The sequence below is a fragment of the Ostreiculturibacter nitratireducens genome, assembly GCF_032670585.1.
GTDB classification, from domain to species: domain Bacteria; phylum Pseudomonadota; class Alphaproteobacteria; order Rhodobacterales; family Rhodobacteraceae; genus Ostreiculturibacter; species Ostreiculturibacter nitratireducens.
Genome location: NZ_JAVQHL010000002.1, coordinates 928,415 through 946,765, shown reverse-complemented (window position 1 = coordinate 946,765; position 18,351 = coordinate 928,415). Strand labels below are relative to the sequence as shown.

The 18,351-nt window shown below is 65.2% G+C and carries 16 protein-coding genes and 1 pseudogene; 7 read left to right on the top strand and 10 right to left on the bottom strand.

Annotated features, from left to right (window positions below; genetic code table 11):
- Positions 1-26 precede the first annotated feature (26 nt).
- Positions 27-881 (bottom strand): LysR family transcriptional regulator, encoded by an 855-nt coding sequence (locus tag ABCN56_RS11920; protein WP_343081011.1) that lies wholly within the window; start codon positions 879-881, stop codon positions 27-29.
- Between the two features lie 118 nt (positions 882-999).
- Here ABCN56_RS11920 and ABCN56_RS11915 point away from each other — a divergent pair, with 118 nt between their 5' ends.
- The 4 genes and pseudogenes from ABCN56_RS11915 to ABCN56_RS11900 all read left to right on the top strand — a co-directional run bounded on the left by ABCN56_RS11915 (position 1,000) and on the right by ABCN56_RS11900 (position 4,470).
- Positions 1,000-1,416, top strand: a complete 417-nt coding sequence (locus tag ABCN56_RS11915; protein WP_343081010.1) for an ester cyclase — start codon at positions 1,000-1,002, stop codon at positions 1,414-1,416.
- Between the two features lie 458 nt (positions 1,417-1,874).
- On the top strand, positions 1,875-2,366 hold the full coding sequence (locus tag ABCN56_RS11910) for a SixA phosphatase family protein (protein WP_343081489.1): 492 nt from the start codon (positions 1,875-1,877) through the stop codon (positions 2,364-2,366).
- 287 nt (positions 2,367-2,653) lie between these two features.
- A complete protein-coding gene (locus ABCN56_RS11905; protein WP_343081009.1) occupies positions 2,654-3,613 on the top strand; it encodes a metallophosphoesterase in 960 nt (319 codons plus the stop codon).
- Positions 3,614-3,838: 225 nt separating this feature from the next.
- A pseudogene (locus tag ABCN56_RS11900) lies at positions 3,839-4,470 on the top strand (tyrosine-type recombinase/integrase).
- A gap of 185 nt (positions 4,471-4,655) precedes the next feature.
- Here the strand turns inward: ABCN56_RS11900 and ABCN56_RS11895 are convergent.
- Together ABCN56_RS11895 and ABCN56_RS11890 are read right to left on the bottom strand one after the other, a co-directional pair.
- Positions 4,656-5,537, bottom strand: coding sequence for a proline iminopeptidase-family hydrolase (locus ABCN56_RS11895; protein ID WP_343081008.1), 882 nt, complete (start codon positions 5,535-5,537; stop codon positions 4,656-4,658).
- 499 nt (positions 5,538-6,036) lie between these two features.
- The gene (locus ABCN56_RS11890; protein ID WP_343081007.1) at positions 6,037-7,116 is read right to left on the bottom strand and encodes a polyheme membrane-associated cytochrome C; all 1,080 of its coding nucleotides are present in this window, start codon (positions 7,114-7,116) and stop codon (positions 6,037-6,039) included.
- A gap of 126 nt (positions 7,117-7,242) precedes the next feature.
- Here ABCN56_RS11890 and ABCN56_RS11885 point away from each other — a divergent pair, with 126 nt between their 5' ends.
- Positions 7,243-8,715: a ferredoxin reductase family protein gene (locus ABCN56_RS11885; protein WP_343081006.1), complete on the top strand. Its 1,473-nt coding sequence runs from the start codon at positions 7,243-7,245 to the stop codon at positions 8,713-8,715.
- 273 nt (positions 8,716-8,988) lie between these two features.
- Here ABCN56_RS11885 and ABCN56_RS11880 read toward each other — a convergent pair whose 3' ends face one another.
- The 4 genes from ABCN56_RS11880 to ABCN56_RS11865 all read right to left on the bottom strand — a co-directional run bounded on the left by ABCN56_RS11880 (position 8,989) and on the right by ABCN56_RS11865 (position 14,060).
- The gene (locus tag ABCN56_RS11880) at positions 8,989-9,417 is read right to left on the bottom strand and encodes an antitoxin Xre/MbcA/ParS toxin-binding domain-containing protein (RefSeq protein WP_343081005.1); all 429 of its coding nucleotides are present in this window, start codon (positions 9,415-9,417) and stop codon (positions 8,989-8,991) included.
- A gap of 115 nt (positions 9,418-9,532) precedes the next feature.
- Positions 9,533-10,198 carry a metallophosphoesterase gene (locus ABCN56_RS11875; protein WP_343081004.1) on the bottom strand — a complete coding sequence of 222 codons (666 nt, stop codon included), beginning with the start codon at positions 10,196-10,198 and terminating at the stop codon, positions 9,533-9,535.
- A 162-nt stretch (positions 10,199-10,360) separates the two neighbouring features.
- Entirely contained in the window at positions 10,361-11,455 is a 1,095-nt protein-coding gene (locus ABCN56_RS11870) for an AAA family ATPase (protein ID WP_343081003.1), read from the bottom strand.
- A gap of 340 nt (positions 11,456-11,795) precedes the next feature.
- Positions 11,796-14,060 carry an adenosylcobalamin-dependent ribonucleoside-diphosphate reductase gene (locus ABCN56_RS11865; RefSeq protein ID WP_343081002.1) on the bottom strand — a complete coding sequence of 755 codons (2,265 nt, stop codon included), beginning with the start codon at positions 14,058-14,060 and terminating at the stop codon, positions 11,796-11,798.
- A gap of 115 nt (positions 14,061-14,175) precedes the next feature.
- Here ABCN56_RS11865 and ABCN56_RS11860 point away from each other — a divergent pair, with 115 nt between their 5' ends.
- Positions 14,176-14,598 carry a DUF1489 family protein gene (locus tag ABCN56_RS11860; protein WP_343081001.1) on the top strand — a complete coding sequence of 141 codons (423 nt, stop codon included), beginning with the start codon at positions 14,176-14,178 and terminating at the stop codon, positions 14,596-14,598.
- Between the two features lie 33 nt (positions 14,599-14,631).
- On the opposite strand, the gene hisG is transcribed toward ABCN56_RS11860, so the two are convergent.
- The 3 genes from hisG to hisS are packed head-to-tail and all read right to left on the bottom strand — an operon-like array spanning position 14,632 to position 17,920.
- Positions 14,632-15,342, bottom strand: a complete 711-nt coding sequence (hisG, locus tag ABCN56_RS11855; RefSeq protein WP_343081488.1) for an ATP phosphoribosyltransferase — start codon at positions 15,340-15,342, stop codon at positions 14,632-14,634.
- Positions 15,339-16,430, bottom strand: coding sequence for an ATP phosphoribosyltransferase regulatory subunit (locus ABCN56_RS11850; RefSeq protein ID WP_343081000.1), 1,092 nt, complete (start codon positions 16,428-16,430; stop codon positions 15,339-15,341). Before ABCN56_RS11850 ends, hisG begins: the two co-directional genes overlap by 4 nt.
- Entirely contained in the window at positions 16,430-17,920 is a 1,491-nt protein-coding gene (hisS, locus tag ABCN56_RS11845) for a histidine--tRNA ligase (RefSeq protein ID WP_343080999.1), read from the bottom strand. Before hisS ends, ABCN56_RS11850 begins: the two co-directional genes overlap by 1 nt.
- Positions 17,921-18,048: 128 nt before the next feature.
- On the opposite strand from hisS, the gene ABCN56_RS11840 reads away from it, so the two are divergent.
- Entirely contained in the window at positions 18,049-18,255 is a 207-nt protein-coding gene (locus tag ABCN56_RS11840; protein WP_343080998.1) for a SlyX family protein, read from the top strand.
- The last annotated feature ends 96 nt before the right edge of the window (positions 18,256-18,351 follow it).

The following is an 18,351-nucleotide window of genomic DNA, read 5'->3' as shown; positions in this document are numbered from 1 at the left end:
CAACGCGCAGGCCGCCAAGCAGATGGCTACGGCACATTCTTCCACGATGCGCGGGCGGCTGCGTCTTTGAGGAAGTCCAAGGTGGCGAGCACCCGCGGCGAGCGCCGCATATCGACATGGGCAATGGCCCAAACCTCGGCCATGGCGAGGCCAAATCCGGGTATCCGCTCCAGGCTGGGGTCAAGCTCGCCCACAAAACAATCGATGAATCCGATTCCTACGCCAAGCTTCACCAGTTCGGTGATGCGTGCCTCGGTGTTGGCTCGCGCGACAATCCTGCCTCGCGGGACTTTCGCTACAAGGCTGTCATTGTACGCAGCATGTTCGGGTCTGGCGGGCAGTCCGATCAGCGGAAGGTTGCCTGCCCAGTTCATTCCGCGCCGCTGGTAGAAGCCGGCGGGAAAGGATCCTAGTGAGCGGGCGACCAGTTCGGGTTTGACCGGCTTCACGGATCGAACTGCTATGTCGGCGTCCCCTTCGGTCAGCTCGAACAACCGCAAGTCTGACTCCAAGGTTATCTCTATTTCTGGATTTCGCCGCAAGAACTCGGGCAGTGCGGGCACGACAATCGCATCAAGAAAATTGTCCAGTGCCGTGATCCGCACGGAACCCTCCACGCGGTTGTCCAGCCCCTTGATCTGCCGGTGCATCGCATTGGCCTGCAACTCCATTTCCTCTGCGCATGCAACCACGCGCAGTGCGGCGGGTGTCGACTGGTAGCCTCCGCCTATGCGATCGAAAAGCTTGGCTTCCAGACTCTGCTCCAGCGCGAGGATGCGACGGCCGACGGTGCTGGTGTTCACATGCAGAAGCTTCCCGGCCCGCACCAAGGTGCCCGCCCGATGTAATGCCAGCACGTATTTTAGATCATCCCAGTCCATGATTGCATTATTGCAAAATTGGTTCGCAAAGATAGGACTGTTTTGCACATCCGCAAAAAATTACTCCTTCGCTCAGAGATTCCAATGGGTATCTCGACGACTGAAAAGGGAGATCGACATGACCAAAGCTGCAATCGACGTCGTGAAGCAGTTCTATGAAACCGTCTTTCAAACGGGAGATATCTCAGCCACCGAACACTTCATGTCGGAAGATTTCCTCGACCATGCGCCATGGCCCGGACACCCGGCAACGCGCGAGGGGTTCCGGGCGGGAACGGCGGAGATGAAGGCCGCTTTTCCCGACCTGGCGATCAAGCCGCTGAGGGTCTTCGAGGAAGATGGCAAGGTCGCAGCCATCGTCCGCATCAGTGGCACCCACCATGGCGAATTCCTTGGCGAAAGACCGACGGGCCGCGTGTTCGAGGTCGATGGGGTCGATATTCTGCGTGTCGAGGATGGCAAGCTGCGAGAGCACTGGGGTGTCATCGACAGCGGCCAGATGCTGGCCCAACTCAGATTGTCGCCAAACGTTTGAACTTCGCGAGGACTGAGGAGCGTCGCCCGACAGGATCAGCCGAAAGAGACAGACGCCGTTGTCGGGCGGCACCAACGCAAAACGGCTCTTCCGGCGGATGGCTGGCTCCAATGGTTCCAACTTAGCTGCCCCCCGTGACTGCAGGCGGCCTTGCCACCAGAGGGCTGAACGTCCACTTGGTCCCGCTTAGCTGTCGTTGGTGCCGTGCGCAGAGAACGACAGCTTCACGCCCGCTTTTTGGAGCGTCCGGAACCGGCCCATTCCCGCCGTTCATCCGCTCATCGTGTTCTGCATAGCAGCCCGTCGAAGCAGACATTCGCTGCTGGCGCTCGGTCCGAGTTCTGCTGTGTGTCCGAAATGCGGGACGGAGCGGGCCTCGTTGGAGGTACGGTATCCATTGTTTTCGTGAGACCAAGCTGCAAGGCTGGCCGGAAGACTGACAGCTCAGGTCCGTGAAAATGATGCGTGCAATCTGCGTCTCACTTCTCGTGCTCGTTGCGAGCAGTATTTCCGTTGCCGCTCAGGAAGCGGTCTATCTGATCAGACACGGCGAGAAAGAACTTACCGGTGAGGAGCCAGAGCTGACACCCGAGGGACGGCAGCGCGCGGCTCATTGGGCCGAAATGCTGCAGCACGTCGGCCTCGATGCCATCATTACGTCGGACGCGCTACGCACCCGACAAACTGGTCAAATTGTAGCCGAGGCACTCGGCCTGCAATACTCAACCCTACCTAGAGGCGACATCGCCGGTCTAGTTGATGTCCTTGAATTCGATCACGAAGATGACACGGTTCTGGTTGTTGCTCATGCCGAGACGATTCCTCGCATCTTGGAAAGCTTCGGCGTGCCGGAAGACGTTTCAATCGAGCAAAGCGAATTTTCCAGTCTCTTCATTCTGATCAGACCGACTTCGACCGAACTCAGCGTTATCCGTCTACTTATGCCCTGACGCATTAACAATGGCAGCTCCGGGCTCGAAGCCACCTTGCGGCGGCGCGGCGAGTTGTTGTCAGGACACACAACAACTGGATCGACATGGACGGCCCAATCCGGACATTCGCAGGGCGCAGCGTGCTGCGGCGCAACTGACTTAAAGCGGCCGTTCGTCGTCAGCGCAGCATTTCAGGATTTTATAGGACCGCAGTGCGGGACGAAACAGACTTTGGGCCAAGGAAGCATTGTGACATACTGGTTCTGTCTGCGTCAGACTGTACCGAGGACGAACCTAGCAGCTCAATGAAAAGCCTTGTCCTCGCATCTTTGGCAGTGTTGTCGCTCGGCGCAGGAGCGGCGAATGCCGATTACAGCCTGACGATCCTGCACACCAACGATTTCCACTCTCAGTTCGGACCGATAGACTTCTTCGACAGAGACTGCCCAGCCGACGAGAACGACGCCGGGAAATGCTTCGGGGGGTCTGCCAGGCTTGCGACCGCGATCGCCGAGGCGCGGGCACGCTCGGACAACACCGTGCTACTTGATGCCGGAGATCAGTTTCCGAGCCTAAACGACCCCAGCAACGCGCGGCCAAAGTTGCTGGCCGAACTGATGAACAGGATGGGCTATGACGCGATGGCGCTGGGGAGCCACGAATTCGACGAAGGTCCTCAAATTACGCGCACCTTCCTTGACCGCCTGGAATTTCCGGCTCTGATGGCGAATGCCGATCTTTCGGAGGCGCCCCTTCTTGTGGGTGCGGTGCAGAAGTCGACAGTGATCGAGCGAGGGGGTGAAAGGCTGGGCATCATCGGTCTTACCCCAGAAGGAAGCACCTACTGGAGAGATGTCGACTACATTACCATTAGCGATTCTGTCACTGCCGTGCAGACAGAAGTCGACAAGCTGACCGCGGACGGCGTGGACAAGATCATCGTTCTGAGCCACTCCGGCTACGAAGCTGACAAACGCATAGCGCGCGAAACGACCGGCATAGACGTGATCGTCGGCGGTCATACCCACACCTATTTGTCGAACACACTCAAACCCTCACAGGGGCCGTACCCGACCACGGAAAACGGCGTTCCGATCGTCCATGCATGGCCATTCGGCAATACCTTGGGCGAACTTCAGGTTAGCTTTGACGACAGAGGCAACCTGGTCAGCGCGGTCGGCGATCAGATCCGCCTTGATGCCGAGGTGGCCGAAGACACGAGCATAAAGGCTCTAGTCTCCGACGCGTTGTTGAAGAGCGAATAGATCTGCCGGAAGCAGCACTTCCGGGCGGGTAATGAAACTTCGGTGGCCAAGATGTCCAAACAAGACAGTCCCACCGAGTTGCGTTCAGGTATCCGCGGGCCGGGCCTATGCGACCGCTTCGGGCTCGGACCTGACCTTCTCTGCCGACGCACTTCACGATGATAGGCTATAGTGCCAACGTCGGGTTGGAGTTGTGGCAGGGAGCGGCGGATCGGAGTAGCCGCCATGACAATTGCCAACCTACCTGCCATTCGAGCCTGCCGACCTGCCTAGAACAAGGGCCGTGTCGTCGGCCAGAAGCGACCCTTGATGCCCAAGCACGTCTGGGCCATCCGCGTTCGCCTTGAGATCGCCGAGAATCTCAGAGACCTGGCGCTGTTCAACCTCGCTATCGACAGCAAGCTGCGTGGTTGTGACCTGGTGAAGCTGAAGGTGGCCGATGTCTACGCCTCCGGCCACGTCAAGGAGCGCGCCTCGATCATGCAAAGTAAGACGCAGAGGCCGGTGCGTTTTGAGATCACGGAGGGCACGAACAAGTCGCCCTCACGATGGATGGAGGAACCGCTGATGGTTGGCTCAGAGTATCTTTGGCCGGGCCGGTTTCACGAACGTCTGCATATTTCGACGCGGCAATACGCCCGCCTCGTGCGGGACTGGGTGAGTTCCATCGGGTTGGACCCACGTCCTACGGCACGCATTCCATGCGGTGGACCAAGGTCGCCCACATCTACAGGAAGACTGGCAACCTGCGGGCTGTCCAGCTCCTGCTCGGTCACACCAAGATGGACAGCACTGTCCGCTATCTCGGGGTCGAGCTCGAAGACGCTCTGGCGATCTCTGAGAGCGTGGAAATCTAAGAACTTGGGCCGCCGTCACTGGCGACCCACAGCCGCCCTCCAGCACACCATTCGAACGCCGCGGTTGCAGCCCGCATTTCCGACATTCGCCGCAGATGCGGAATCTGATGGTTGCCGAATTCACGTCATGCGGGACGGAGCGTGTGCCAGATCAGTTGGCTCCTGCCCGCCTCATTACACGTCGGTCAAGGGAACCGGCGCTCGAGGAAATCCCGAACGACGCCTAGGAAGGCGGGCTCATCTTCGACAAAGGAAAGATGCGCCACCTCCGGGATCTCGACGACGGTGGCGTCTTTCATCATCGAGGCGAAGGCGCGCAACGTGTCGGGCCGGGCTTCATCATGTTCACCACACACGAAGAGCACGGGCGCCGACACCTCTCCAATCCTGTCCAGACCATCGTAGTCGCGGATGACGCCACGCGCGGTAAACTCGCTCGGCCCCCAGATGAAGTTGTACAGCGCCTCGTTGAACAACTCGCCCGACCTTGCATGATGCGGGGGCCTGTCTCCCTTGCGCCGGACGTGTCGCTTCATGAACACTTCGTTTGCGTGCTGATAGCCCGGGTTGTCGAAGTCGTTGTCGGCTTCGCATTCCCGGATGAGCCGCTGCAAGTAGTCGGGCAGCCCGGCAATCAACTCCTGGGCATCCCTGCTCCACCGTTCGGCGCTGAGACAGGGGCTGACGAGGATAAGCCCCGCCGTGCGATCGGGATGTTTGAGGGCGTATTCGTAGGCCAGGAGGCCGCCCCAAGAATGCCCGGCCGGGATAAGTCTCTCGAATCCCAGTGCCGCGCGCACCCGCTCGATCTCATCGACGTAGTAATCGATGGTCCAGTTCGACCGGTCGCCCGGCCGGTCGGAGTTTCCGGTGTCGAGCTGGTCGTAGAGGACGACGGGTTGCAGGTCATCGAGCGCCGCAAGCGCCATAAGATAATGATGCGACATTCCGGGGCCGCCAGTAATGCCCAGAACGGCCGCGCGCGTCGGTTGTAGCCCGTTCTGCCGATACCAGGTGCGCCCGCCGGGTCCGTCGACGTAACCCGCGATTTCCGGATCGATCCACATGGTTGCCTCCCCTCTCCTCGCGCGCAAGGTCACGTGATACCCGCATTCGAGACCCGTCAATACCGATCGACATGCCATCCGACATGGAGCCGATTCACCCGCTTCTCCGGCACCCGCCCACCGGCCGGTGCGGCAGTGCAAGATTGACGATCGGCAAAGTCCGCTTTTGGGCTCGGACCTGACCTTCTCCGCGTCGCGGCATAGAGGCGGGAGGCGAGCAAGGCGTTCGTCCCTCAACGGCCCTGAGCCGACATCCGTGACGTGCGCGGCGAATACCACCTTCGCACCCAACCAGGCCATTGCCTGCCCCAATTATGTGGGCTGGTTTCACTCTTGGTGTATGACAAGTCCGTCTGCCAGCACCGTCACATGGGAAATACCGGGCAATCTGAAGGTCGCGGGTTTCTCTGGGGGCACCATCCGCGCAGGATCACGGTCGGCGCGAAGGGCAGTCGGTGAGAGTCCCCGCCCGGGGACCGGTCCCGTCGAGGCAGCATCCTCACGGCCGGGTCAGCCCTCCGATCTCCACCTCCACGCGTTCGGCGAGGCTCACGATGCTGTCGTGGAGGAGTTGTATCGCGTAGGCCGGGTTGTGGACCCAGGCGCCGTGGTCCTTCGCCACGACCTGGTAGTTGTAGGCCGCCATCAGAAGACGCGGAGTCCAGCTGGCGTAGCGGTTCGGGAAGGCGGCCTCCTCGGGGCCAATCGTGCCGTCGCCGTCGCTGTCGTTGAAGAAGTAGGGGAAGCTGTCCGGCGCGTAACCGATGGGCGCGTCCGAGACTTCGCGCGCGTATTCGGCGATGGCCGTTCCGAGGATGGCGTGCAGGCCTTCGATCTCCGTGCGGATGCCGCCGCCGGCCGAGCCGTCGCCGTCGAAATCGGCGTGGCGGGTGCGGATGGCGGTGATGTCGTTCACCCCATCGTGGCAGGCGATGCAGCCCTCGGTCGCGACCTCCGTCGTATGCGGTTCGTGGCAGGCGACGCAGGTGCCCGCGCTCGGGACGTGGGCGAAGCGCCCGGCGTAGGCGTGGTCCGGATACTGGAAGCCGCCCCGCACCTCCGCGCCATGCATCACCGCCGCCGCGATGCCGTAATGGACGTTGATGAAGCCGAGATCGGGCGACACCGTGTCGAGATCCATCCCGTCGATGGCGGACAGGACCCGATCGGTCGAGGCGCGGCCCTGGTGGCACATCGTGCAGTTGGCCGAGGCGCCGAGGCCGCCTATGGTCACGCCCGAAGGGAAGGGCACCGCGTCGAGCGTCTCAGCCTCGGTCACGTGGCACGTGGCGCAGCCGATCACCGTGTTGATCGTGCCGGGATGCTCCACCGAAAGCGCCGGTGTGTCGTCGGCGCCGAGCCAGTCGAGCATGCCCGTCTCGGAGTGGCAAGCGGCGCAGGCCGCCGGGATCTCGCCGTCCTCGTTCCAGTGGGTGAAGGAGGGCGAGTGGTAGCCGCTATGCGGCCCCATGAGCCACGCCTCGGTGATCTCGGTCAGGCTGAAGTCCTGCGCGGCGATCGGGGCGGCAGCCGCGATCGCGACCGCCGCGACTGACGACAGGATACGCAACATGCGCATGGCGGCCTCCCTTGGACAAGGTGCGCGCGAGTGTGCCATGCCCGAGCCCGGCGGCCTTAATCCAAATCAAGGACGCGAGGCGCCGCCGGGGTCCTGAATCGGGCCCGGGATGGAAGGAGACGCGACATGCGGGACAAAGCGACCGGCGCAAATTCCGGGGACGGCCGGAGAACGCCGCGTCTGCCGGCATGGGCCGTGGCCGTGCTCTATCCCGTGGTCTGCCTCGCGCCGCTCGTCCTCGCCGCGACGCGGGACGTCGTGGCGACGTCCGGCTGGGGGCTCGCGGCGGCGGGACTCGGCCTCGTCGGACTCGCGGGTATGGCAGTGCAGTCCGTAACGTCGGGCCGGTTCGAGATCGTCTCGGGGCGTCTCGGCATCGACCGCGTGATGGCGTTTCACAAGACCACCGCATGGTGGGTTCTGCTGGCCCTCCTCCTGCATCCCGTGATCTACGTCGTTCCGACCTTCCTCGCCGATCCCGGGCTGGGGGGCGAGCGGCTCTGGGCCTACCACACGCTGCCGCACTACCGCAGCGGCGTCGTCGCGCTGTCGGTGCTCGTCCTGCTGGTCGTGGGCTCGGCCCTCCGCGCGCGCCTGCCGCTGCGCTACGAGGCATGGCGCGCCGCTCATCTCGTGCTCGCCGCGGTGGTGCTGGGGGCGGGGCTCCACCACGCGGTCAGCGCCGGCCGGTTCAGCGCCGCGGGACTTCTGAACGGCTACTGGTGGGCCATGGGCGCGGCGGCCGTCGGCGTCGTCGTCGTCCTCTACGGGCTGCGCTGGGCGCGGCTGCACCTGCGGCCATGGCGGCTCGCCTCGGTCACCAAGGTGGCGGACCGGATGTGGGAGCTCGACATCCAGCCCGCCGAGGGCACGCCGCCGCTCGGCTACCGCGCAGGCCAGTTTGTCTGGATGACGGAGGGCGTCCGGCGCTTCCCGCTGTTCGATCATCCCTTCTCCATCGCCGACAGCCCCTTGCGTCCGGGCCTTAGCCTCGTCGTCAAGGAGGCAGGCGACTTCACAAAGCAGATCGGGACGCTCGCGCCCGGCACCCCGATCGGGATCGACGGACCCTACGGCAGCTTCACGCTTGAGGAACATGGCGAGGATGCCGTCCTCCTGATCGCGGGTGGCGTCGGCATCGCGCCGATTCTCGGGCTTCTCCGCGATCTCGTGGCGCAGGAATACCGGCATCCCATCCGCCTCGCCTATGCCGCCGGCAGGCCGGAAAACCTTGCCTGCATCGATGAGATCGCCGCAGTGCGATCGGCGCTCGATCTCGAAACGCTTCTTCTCAGCGAGGAGGAGGCTCACGGTTGGCAGGGGGAGATCGGGCGGCTCGACCGGAACCGGCTGTCGGAGATGCTCCGCGGGCTCGACCCGGAGCGGACTGTCGCGCTCATCTGCGGGCCGGGGCCGATGGTGACGGCGGTCGCCGACGGGCTGATCGACCTCGGGCTGCCGATGGACCGGGTGATTTATGAGCGCTTCGACTATTCCGAGGGCGCCTCGCGGCTCGACCGTCGCCTCAGGCGGCGTTTCATGGGGCTCGGTCTGGCACTCCTCGCGGGCGTCGCGGCCTTCGTGGCGCTGATGGCCTGACGGGCCGCTTCAGCCCGCGGTCTCGAGCGTCGGGAACGCCAATCTTGGTGTTCAAATCACTAATCACAGTAGTCCGTTTTTTCAGGCGGTTTGACATCAGTGCAAATCGCAGCGAATGACCGCTTCCCCCCTTCCTGCAGCGAATTGGCTGGCTTCCGAGGTTGGCGGCTTGCTGCAAAACGCCCGACGTCTTCGATCAAATCGCATCGTTGGTCAGCGACCGGGCCTCTCGCTCGAAACCCTCGCTTCGATGGCAAGCTTGGAGCGGCACGGTCAGCCGGCGCTGCCATGCCGCAGGCGCTCGAGGATCTCCCCGACGAGCGCTCGGCCGATCTCGCCTTGCAGAATGACATCGAGGGGGCAGCGCCCTTCGAGCAGCGGATGCGGCCGGTTGAGGAACGCGCGCGCTTCGTTTCCATCGCCCCAGATCTCGAGCGCGACGGGCCACACCGCCGCGAGCCGCGCCACAACTGCGCCCTCGGCGGGCGTGAGCGTTGCCTGGCTCTTTCGCCGCGCGCGCGCCGCCCCGGGCTCGCGACCCGCGACGATCGCGGCAGGCGACGCGCCGATCGTCGCCGCAATCGAAAGCAGCGCGCTCCTGGGCAGGCCTTCTTTGATGAGGCGCATGAGTTCGATTGGCGTTGGCGCCCTGCCGTCAATCGTCACACCGAGGACTTCCGGAACTGAATCATAGGCGCTCATCCGGCGGCGTCCCGTTCGCTCTGCTGTCCACGCCACAAGTCGCGCCCGCCTGAAGACCTGCCTGGCCGCGAGTTCACGCGCCCTGTCAGGGTGTTCGGTTTCCCACGGCGCCAAATCATCTGCCTTCTGCTCCAAGAAACCCCGGCCATCCCTGATCCAGCGCGGGCGCACGCCCATGAGCGTCGGGATAGCCGACGGACACGTTGCGGAACTCCGTCCTGCCACATCGGAACGACGCGCCGTGGTGCGTGTGACCAAAGAACCAGAGGTCGGGCGCGTGCCGCTCGATGAGGCTGCTCAGATCGGAGGCGTAGGCTGGACCGACCTGGGCGTTGTCTGAGAGGCTGAGCGCATGGGGCGCGTTATGGGTGACGACAACAGTCCGCCCGTCGAACGGGGTGCTCAGGCGGCTCTCGAGCCAGGCGCGATGGTCGCGGTGAACGGCGATGGTGTGCCTCGGCTTGGCGCGGCAGTAGTTCTCGGCTTCAATGCGGATGTAACGGTAGTCGTTCATCCGCGTCGCGGCCTCCCGCGCGTTCCGGTCGGCGTTGTCCTCGCCAAGGCACATGTCCGTCCAGAGCGTGCAGCAGAGGAAACGGGTGTCGCCCTGCACGATCTCCTGCTTCTGCGCGAAATGCGCGCTGACGTCCTGCGTGATCGCTTCGAGCTTGTCGTCGCGGTCCAGACGCCCGTCGTAGTAGTCGTGGTTGCCGGGAAAGATGTGGACGCGGTCGAGCGGGATGTGCCGCCCGATCGCCTCGAGCGCGGGCTTCCAGCGCACGCAGGACTTGTTCGCCAGGTCTCCGGCGATGATCAGCGGTCCAGCCCCGAGAAGTCCGCGTGTTCAAGCGGATCGCGCCCGGCCTGGCGCCAGAAGTCGTGATGAAGGTCGGCAAGGATCAAGGTCTTCGTCATCTGTGTCTCATCTGAAATCGACCCGATCCTAGTGCAGGGGCGGACGGTTCTGCAGTTCGGCAATGTGATCGAGCAGCCGGTTCAGGCTGCGCAGGTCCGGCTGGGTCGCGCACCGGGCCAACGCTTCGAAGATCATCTCAACGGTCTCGCCCTCGATGCCGCGGCGTTTGGCTTCCCTCTCGACGAAGCCGCGCACGTCTCCGCGCGTGAGGGGGCCGAGGCGGATCAGCCGGCAGCGGCTGAGAAAGGGGGGCGACAGGTGTCGCCAGTCGTTGGAGGTCATGACCCAGCCGATCCAGCCCATGTCGAAGGTCACGCGGAAATGGGGGCAGGCCCAGCCCCGGGCCGTCATGGGCTCCAGAGGGCCCAGCAGCGCATCGGTCAGGTCATGGGCGCGGCCCCCGGCCAACGTGACCCTGCCGGGGTTTTCGACCTCGTCGACCACGATGATCGGATTGCCGATGCGCTGGCGCAGGATCAGTTCGAGCGGCCGCTCGGGCGCGGCGCTGGACCAGCAGCGCTGGCAGTCCGCGACGGCGAAACCGGCGGCCTCGGAGGCGGCGTCGATCTGCATCGTCGCGGTGCCGACCAGCGATGCCAGGCGCTGTGCCCAGGTGCTCTTGCCGATGCCCGGAGGGCCATCGAGCAGGAGCGGCGGCAGCCGGAATCCGGCTGCGCCCGCGCGGACCGAGGCGCGCATCGCATGCCAGACCGCCTCGGTCGCCTGCCCCAACCAGGGCATCTCGGCATGAAGCTCGGCGGCAAGCTCGTCGGCCCGCTGTTCGCTGGGGATCGAAACGAGGCGCACCCCGTCGCGCAGGACGGAAAGCTGCTCGCGCTCTTCCTTCCTGAGGTGGCCCAGCCTGGAGGCCGCCTCGCGCCGGGCGACGAGCGCCGCGGCACGGCGCCGGATGCGCCGGTGGTCGTCTTCGCCGAGATCCGTCGGCCGTCGCCAGCCGTTGCCCAGGTCCTCTTCCAGCGCGTCGCTGATCGGATCGTCGACCTGCGCTTCCGCCTTGCGGACGCGGAGGGCCCGGAGGTGCCGGCTCAGCCGGGTCTCGATGTCATACTTCGACTGGTCCAGGTCGGGGAAGCGGGCCGCGATGAAGGGGATGCGGGGCATGGGTATGGTCCTTTCCGAAACAGTAGCGGCATGCGCCGCCACGGCGCCCGCCGCACCAGAGCGGTCAGGGCAGAAGCGCGATGAGAGAAGAACCCGGGTGTGGCGGGATAGAGGTCATGGCGGCGCGATCTGGTCAAGCACTGCAGCTTGCGGATCCTTGGCGCGGCGGCATCCAGAAGCTGCAGTGCTTCGAAGTGAAAGCAACGCATTGATATAAAACAAAAACCACCGATCGCTCTGCGACCGGTGGTCATTTGACTTGTGCCGGAGTGGTCGAAAAACCCCGGAAATGGTCATTTATTCTCGGGTCCTACAACAACAGCACTGGCTCAGACCCGACTCAAGAACACTTCGAGTAGCCGCAGTGGGGGCACGTCATGCAGCCCTCGACCATCTGCATGCCGAACTGCCCGCAGGAGGGGCACGCCGGGCCGCGCGGAGCCTCGCCCACTTTCATCACCTGCGCCTTGGGATCTGATTTGAGGCCGAGCCCCTCGCCGTCGATGAAGCCGATGGAGATGAGGTGCCGCTCGATCACGCCGCCGATCGCCGCGAGGATCGAGGGCACGTAACGTCCGTTCATCCAGGCCCCGCCACGCGGATCGAAGACCGCTTTCAGCTCTTCCACGACGAAGGAGATGTCCCCGCCACGCCGGAACACGGCCGAGATCATCCGCGTCAGCGCGACGGTCCAGGCGTAATGTTCCATGTTTTTCGAGTTTATGAAGACCTCGAACGGCCGCCGGTGCCCGCCCTGGACGATGTCGTTCACCGTGATGTAGATCGCGTGCTCGCTGTCGGGCCACTTGAGCTTGTAGGTCTGCCCTTCGAGCGCCGCCGGACGGTCCAGCGGTTCGGAGAGATAGACGACCTCGGCCCCCCGGTCCGCTTCGGGCGCCTTCTCCTCCTTCTCGGAGACGGAGAGGACCGATCCGGTCACGAGGTTCGGACGGTAGGTCGTGCAGCCTTTGCAGCCCTGGTCCCAGGCCGCCATGTAGACGTCCTTGAAATCCTCGAAGGAAATGTCCTCGGGGCAGTTGATCGTCTTGGAAATCGAGCTGTCCACCCAGCGCTGCGCGGAAGCCTGCATGCGGACGTGATCGAGGGGCGGCAGAGTCTGGGCGTCGACGAAGTAGTCCGGCAGCGGCGCGTCGCCGAACTTCTCCCGCCACAGATGCACGGCGTAGTCGACGACCTCCTCCTCGGTCCGCGAGCCGTCCTTTTGCAGGACCTTGCGCTTGTAGGCATAGGCAAAGACCGGTTCGATCCCTGAAGACACATTGCCCGCGTAAAGGCTGATCGTGCCCGTGGGTGCGATCGATGTCAGGAGAGCGTTGCGAATCCCGTGCTTGCGCACGGCCTCGCGCACGTCGGCGTCCATCTGCTTCATGTTGCCCGAGGCGAGATACTTGTCCGCGTCGAAGAGCGGGAAGGCACCCTTTTCGCGCGCGAGATCGACAGAGGCCAGGTAGGCCGACCGCGCGATCCGGTGCATCCACGCCTCGGTCTGCTTCGCGGCCTTCTCGGTCCCGTAGCGCAACCCCACCATCAGGAGCGCATCCGCGAGGCCCGTGACACCAAGCCCGATCCGCCGCTTGTTGGCCGCTTCCTCCGCCTGCTTCGCGAGTGGGAAGCGCGAGGCATCGACCACGTTGTCCATCATCCGGACAGCGACGCGCACGAGGTCGTCCAGTCCGTCGGCGTCGAGCGACGCTTCGGGTTCGAAGGGGTCCTTGACGAGGCGGGCGAGGTTGATCGAACCCAGAAGGCAGGCGCCGTAGGGCGGCAGGGGCTGTTCGCCGCAGGGGTTGGTGGCCGCGATGGTCTCGCAATAGGCGAGGTTGTTCATCGCGTTGATCCGGTCGATGAATATCACGCCCGGCTCGGCGTAGTCGTAGGTCGCGCGCATGATCTTGTTCCAGAGATCGCGCGCCTGGACCGTGTGCCAGACCTTGCCGTCGAATTGCAGTTCCCATGGCCCGTCGGCTTTCACCGCCGACATGAAGTCGTCCGTCACCAGAACGGACAGGTTGAACATCCTGAGGCGCGCGGCGTCCTGCTTTGCCTCGATGAAGGCCTCGATATCGGGGTGGTCGCAGCGCATCGTCGCCATCATCGCACCGCGCCGCGAGCCCGCCGACATGATCGTGCGGCACATCGCGTCCCATACATCCATGAAGGACAGGGGCCCGGAGGCATCCGCCGCCACGCCGTGCACCTCGGCGCCGCGAGGACGGATGGTCGAGAAGTCGTAGCCGATCCCGCCGCCCTGCTGCATGGTCAGCGCGGCTTCCTTCAGCATGTCGAAGATGCCGCCCATCGAATCGGGGATCGTCCCCATCACGAAGCAGTTGAACAGCGTCACCGACCGCTGGGTGCCCGCCCCCGCAAGGATTCGCCCCGCCGGCAGGAACCGGAAGTCCTCAAGCGCGCCATAGAACTTCTCTTCCCATGCCGCCGGCTCCTTCTCGACGGACGCGAGAGCACGGGCAACGCGGCGCCAGCTGTCCTCGACCGTAAGGTCGACGGCTGCATCATCTGCATCCTTGAAGCGATATTTCATGTCCCAGATAGCCTCGGCGATCGGGGCGGCGAAACGGGTCATGTCAGGAGTCCTTGGCGCGTTGCGGGGAGGATCGAAGATACGCCGCGACGCAGGACCGGTCAACTTGATCTCGCGGTTCGGACCGCTATGATCCCCGAGGGATAGGGGTGCTGCCGTGGCCGACTACGTGAATCTCGTGAAGCTCTGCGTGGGCGCGGAGAAGGTCGAGGACCTGACCTCGTGGCAGGCCGCGCGCTACGGGAAGGCGAACCCCGTCCACGTCACCCGGATGTGGCCGAAACGCGCCGAAGAGGTGCTGAACGGCGGTTCACTCTACTGGGTGTTCAAGGGCGTGATCCTGGCCCGCCAGCGTATCGTGGGACTGGAGGAAAGCCCGGGCGCCGACGGCATCACCCGCTGCGCCATCGTCCTCGACCCGGAAGTCGTCCGGACCGAGGCGATGCCCAGGCGCCCGTTCCAGGGCTGGCGCTACCTCGACCCGAAGGACAGTCCGCGTGACCTTCCAAAGGGGCGCACGACGGAAGAAGCGCTTCCGCGCGAGCTTCTCACCGCGCTTGCCGAGATCGGCCTGCGCTGAAGCCTCGCCCGTCGGGCTCGTCCGATCCGGTGATCACAAACCTTCGGGCAGGTGAAGCCCTAGCCTGTCGGCAATGCCCGCGAGAGCCGGCCGGGCACCATTCCCCCAATCGGCCGCGCGCGAAGCGTATAGCGTCGCCTGGCTCTGGTGGACCAGACCGTCTGACAGAATCTTCAGGTGGTTCGCGCGGAGGGTTTCGCCTGTCGAGGTGATATCCGCCACAGCTTCCGCGGTCAGGTTCTTCACCGTTCCCTCGGTCGCACCCTGGCTGTCGACCAGCTGATAATCCGCGACCCCGTTCTTCCGCAGGAAGTCCCGCACCAGGCGGTGGTACTTCGTGGCAATCCTCAGCCGAAAGCCATGCGTGCGCCGGAACGCGGCCGCCGCCGCGTCGAGGTCGTCGAGGTTGTCCACATCGACCCAGCAGGCCGGTACGGCGATCACGAGGTCCGCGTGGCCGAATCCGAGACCGGCGAGTTCCGCCACCTGGTCTTCCCAGTCCGCCAGCGTCTCCCGCACGAGGTCCGACCCGGTCACGCCGAGGTGGATGCGCCCCGCCGCCAGTTCGCGCGGCACTTCCGAGGCGGAAAGGAGGACGAGTTCCACGCCATCCGCGCCGTCGACCGCACCCGCGTATTCGCGCTCCGATCCGGTACGGCGCAGCTGGATGCCGCGCGCGCCGAACCAGTCGAAGCACTGGTCCATCAGCCGGCCTTTGGATGGCACGCCAAGCTTGAGCATCAGCCGATCCCTCCCAGTTCGGCGACGAGCGCGGGGCGCACGACGCCCCCGACCGCCGGGATCGAATTGCCCTGCCCCAGGACCGCCGTGAGCGCGTCATAACGCCCTCCGCTCGCGACGGGCGGCAGACCCTCCTGCGCGGCGTGGAAGCTGAAGACGAAGCCGTCGTAGTACTCGAGCGTCGTGCGGCCGTGGCTCGCCTCGAAGTCGAGCGTTTCCACCTCCACGCCAAGAGCGGCCAGCGCATCAAGCCGGGCGGCGAGCCGTTCGACGGCCGGACGGATCGGCGGCAATTCGTCGGCTATCTTGCGCAGCCGGTCGAGCGCCTGCGGTGCGGGCGCGCGAAGGTCCAGGATGTCGTCCAGAAGCGCCACTTCCTCGGCCGCGATTGGCGGCGCGGCCGCGTCCTCCGCCAGCGCGGAAAGGCGGTCCGCGATCTCCTCGGGGCTGCGGAGCCCGATCTGCGGTGCGCCGCTCTCCGGCACCTCGCCGCTCGCGAGTTGCGCGATCAGCGCCGCGCGCGCGGGTGGCACAGGAGCAAGCCCGCCGAACCGTTCCAGAAGCGCCCGGAACCGGGCCGGCCGCCATATGTGGCGCAGGAGCGCGGCCTTGCGCCGGTCGGTCGTCGTGAGGCCCTTCACGGCGGCCATGAGGATGCCGATGTCCCCCGTCGCCGCCCGCAGGTCCAGAGGCGAGAGAAGCTCGGCGAAAAGCGCGAACACCTCCGCGTCGGCCGCGACCGGATCGACGCGGTCAAAGATCTCGTAGCCGACCTGAAGGAATTCCGCCGGCCGGCCGCTGCGATGTTCCTGTTTCCGGAACACCTCGCCGAGGTAGCAGTAGCGCGCAGGCTCGGCGCCCTCCTCCATGTGCATCCGCACCACCGGAACGGTGAAGTCCGGGCGCAGCATCATCTCTCCCCGGAGGGGGTCCCGGGTCACGTAGGCGCGCGACCGGATATCCTCGCCGTAGAGGTCCAGAAGAACCTCCGCCGGCTGCAGGATGTCGGCCTCGACCGGAACCGCGCCCGCGGCACGGAAGGCCGTGAGAAGCCGCTCGGCCTGGGCCCGCGCCTCAACCTTCCCCGCCATCACGCGCCCCCGAGGAGGCGCTTGACCTCTGCCACCAGCGCCGCACGCGGCACCTCGGTCTGGGCAGGCTGCGCCTTCCACTCCTCATGAGTCGCCTCCGCGGCGATCTTGGCACCGAGGTAGAGGTCCTTCAGCTGCACGACACCGCGCTCCGCCTCGTCGCCCCCCTGGATCACGGCGACCGGGGAATTGCGCTTGTCCGCGTATTTGAGCTGGTTGCCGAAGTTCTTCGGATTGCCGAGGTAGACTTCCGCCCGGATCCCGGCACGGCGCAACTCGCCGGCCATAGCCTGGTAGTCCTCCATCCGGTCGCGGTCCATCACGGTCACCACCACCGGTCCACGCGTGTCGGTGCCGACACGCCCCTTTTCCCGCAGCGCGGCGAGCAGTCGGTCCACGCCGACGGAGACACCCGTCGCCGGCACCGACTGCCCGGTGAAGCGTTTCACGAGATCGTCGTAACGCCCGCCGCCAGCGACGGAGCCGAACTGACGCTTGCGGCCCTTCTCGTCGAGGATCTCGAAGGTCAGTTCTGCCTCGAACACGGGCCCCGTATAATAGCCGAGACCGCGGACCACCGAGGGATCGATGTCGACGCGCTCGGGCCCATAGCCCTGCGCCTCGAGGAGTTCCGCGATGGTCTCGAGTTCCTGAACGCCTTCGAGACCGGTGGCCGAGGCCCCGGCGAGTTCCCGCAGGCGGCCCACCGTCGCTTCCCAGTCGGCGCGCTTGGCTTCCATGAAGCCCATGACGATTTCCGCCTGCTCGGCCGACAGCCCGGCGCCTTGGGTGAAATCGCCCGACTCGTCCTTGCGGCCCTCGCCCAGAAGCGCGCGCACGCCCGCCTCGCCAAGCCGGTCGAGCTTGTCGATGGCGCGCAGCACGATCCCGCGCTCATGCGCGAAGCGCTCGGGGTCCGCGGGGTCGAGGACGCCCGCCACCTCCATCACGCCGTTCAGGACCTTGCGGTTGTTCACCCGCACGATGTAGTCGCCGCGCGGGATGCCCGTTGCTTCCAGCGCGTCGGCGAGCATCGCGCAGATCTCCGCATCCGCCGCGACCGTGGCCGCGCCGACCGTGTCGGCGTCGCATTGGTAGAACTGCCGGAACCGCCCCGGCCCCGGCTTCTCGTTGCGCCAGACCGGGCCCATCGCGTAACGGCGATAGGGCGCGGCAAGGTCGTTGCGGAACTGCGCGGCCACGCGGGCGAGCGGCGCGGTCAGATCGTAGCGCAGCGCCAGCCAGTCGCCGTCCTCTTCCTGCCAGGCGAAGACGCCCTCGTTCGGGCGGTCCACGTCGGGCAGGAACTTGCCCAGCGCCTCCACCGTCTCGACCGCCGCCGTCTCCAAGGGGTCGAAGCCGTAGCGGTGATAGACCTCGGCGATGGTGTCGAGCATCGCCTTGCGCTCGGTCACCTCGGCGCCGAAATAGTCGCGGAATCCCTTCGGGGTTTCCGCGCGCGGTCGTCTGGGCCCTTTGTCCTTCGCCATAGCCTGTGCCTTCGCCTATTCGGCGCGGGTGTAGCGGATGGGGGGAAAAGGGACAAGCGGCGCGAAAAAAGGATGCGGCGACGAACTGCCGGGCGTAGAAGGACCGCGGACCGCCAGGGAGCACGACCATGGAAGACAGGCTGAAACGGGCGGAAGAACAGATCGCCCACCTCATGAAGTTGACGGACGAGCTTTCCGAGGTCGTCGCCCGCCAGGGGCGCGAGGTCGATGTGCTGAAACGCCGCCTCGGGCTTCTCCTCGAACGCGAGGCCGCGCGCGAGGCCGAACTTGGCGGTTCGATCCCGCTCGCCGACCAGAAGCCGCCGCACTGGTAGGGGCTTGCCGGTGGGCGTCCCGCCTGTCACGTTGCGCGAGCCGAACGCTGCCGACCGACCCGATGGCCCTCCGACTTCCGCAATCCGCTGAAGGAC

Bases quoted from the DNA above. Each gene is read 5' to 3' on its own strand.
- ABCN56_RS11920 (WP_343081011.1), bottom strand. From the start codon at position 881: ATGGACTGGGATGATCTAAAATACGTGCTGGCATTACATCGGGCGGGC.
- ABCN56_RS11915 (WP_343081010.1), top strand. From the start codon at position 1,000: ATGACCAAAGCTGCAATCGACGTCGTGAAGCAGTTCTATGAAACCGTC.
- ABCN56_RS11910 (WP_343081489.1), top strand. From the start codon at position 1,875: ATGATGCGTGCAATCTGCGTCTCACTTCTCGTGCTCGTTGCGAGCAGT.
- ABCN56_RS11905 (WP_343081009.1), top strand. From the start codon at position 2,654: ATGAAAAGCCTTGTCCTCGCATCTTTGGCAGTGTTGTCGCTCGGCGCA.
- ABCN56_RS11895 (WP_343081008.1), bottom strand. From the start codon at position 5,537: ATGTGGATCGATCCGGAAATCGCGGGTTACGTCGACGGACCCGGCGGG.
- ABCN56_RS11890 (WP_343081007.1), bottom strand. From the start codon at position 7,116: ATGCGCATGTTGCGTATCCTGTCGTCAGTCGCGGCGGTCGCGATCGCG.
- ABCN56_RS11885 (WP_343081006.1), top strand. From the start codon at position 7,243: ATGCGGGACAAAGCGACCGGCGCAAATTCCGGGGACGGCCGGAGAACG.
- ABCN56_RS11880 (WP_343081005.1), bottom strand. From the start codon at position 9,417: ATGAGCGCCTATGATTCAGTTCCGGAAGTCCTCGGTGTGACGATTGAC.
- ABCN56_RS11870 (WP_343081003.1), bottom strand. From the start codon at position 11,455: ATGCCCCGCATCCCCTTCATCGCGGCCCGCTTCCCCGACCTGGACCAG.
- ABCN56_RS11865 (WP_343081002.1), bottom strand. From the start codon at position 14,060: ATGACCCGTTTCGCCGCCCCGATCGCCGAGGCTATCTGGGACATGAAA.
- ABCN56_RS11850 (WP_343081000.1), bottom strand. From the start codon at position 16,430: ATGGCGGGGAAGGTTGAGGCGCGGGCCCAGGCCGAGCGGCTTCTCACG.
- hisS (WP_343080999.1), bottom strand. From the start codon at position 17,920: ATGGCGAAGGACAAAGGGCCCAGACGACCGCGCGCGGAAACCCCGAAG.
- ABCN56_RS11840 (WP_343080998.1), top strand. From the start codon at position 18,049: ATGGAAGACAGGCTGAAACGGGCGGAAGAACAGATCGCCCACCTCATG.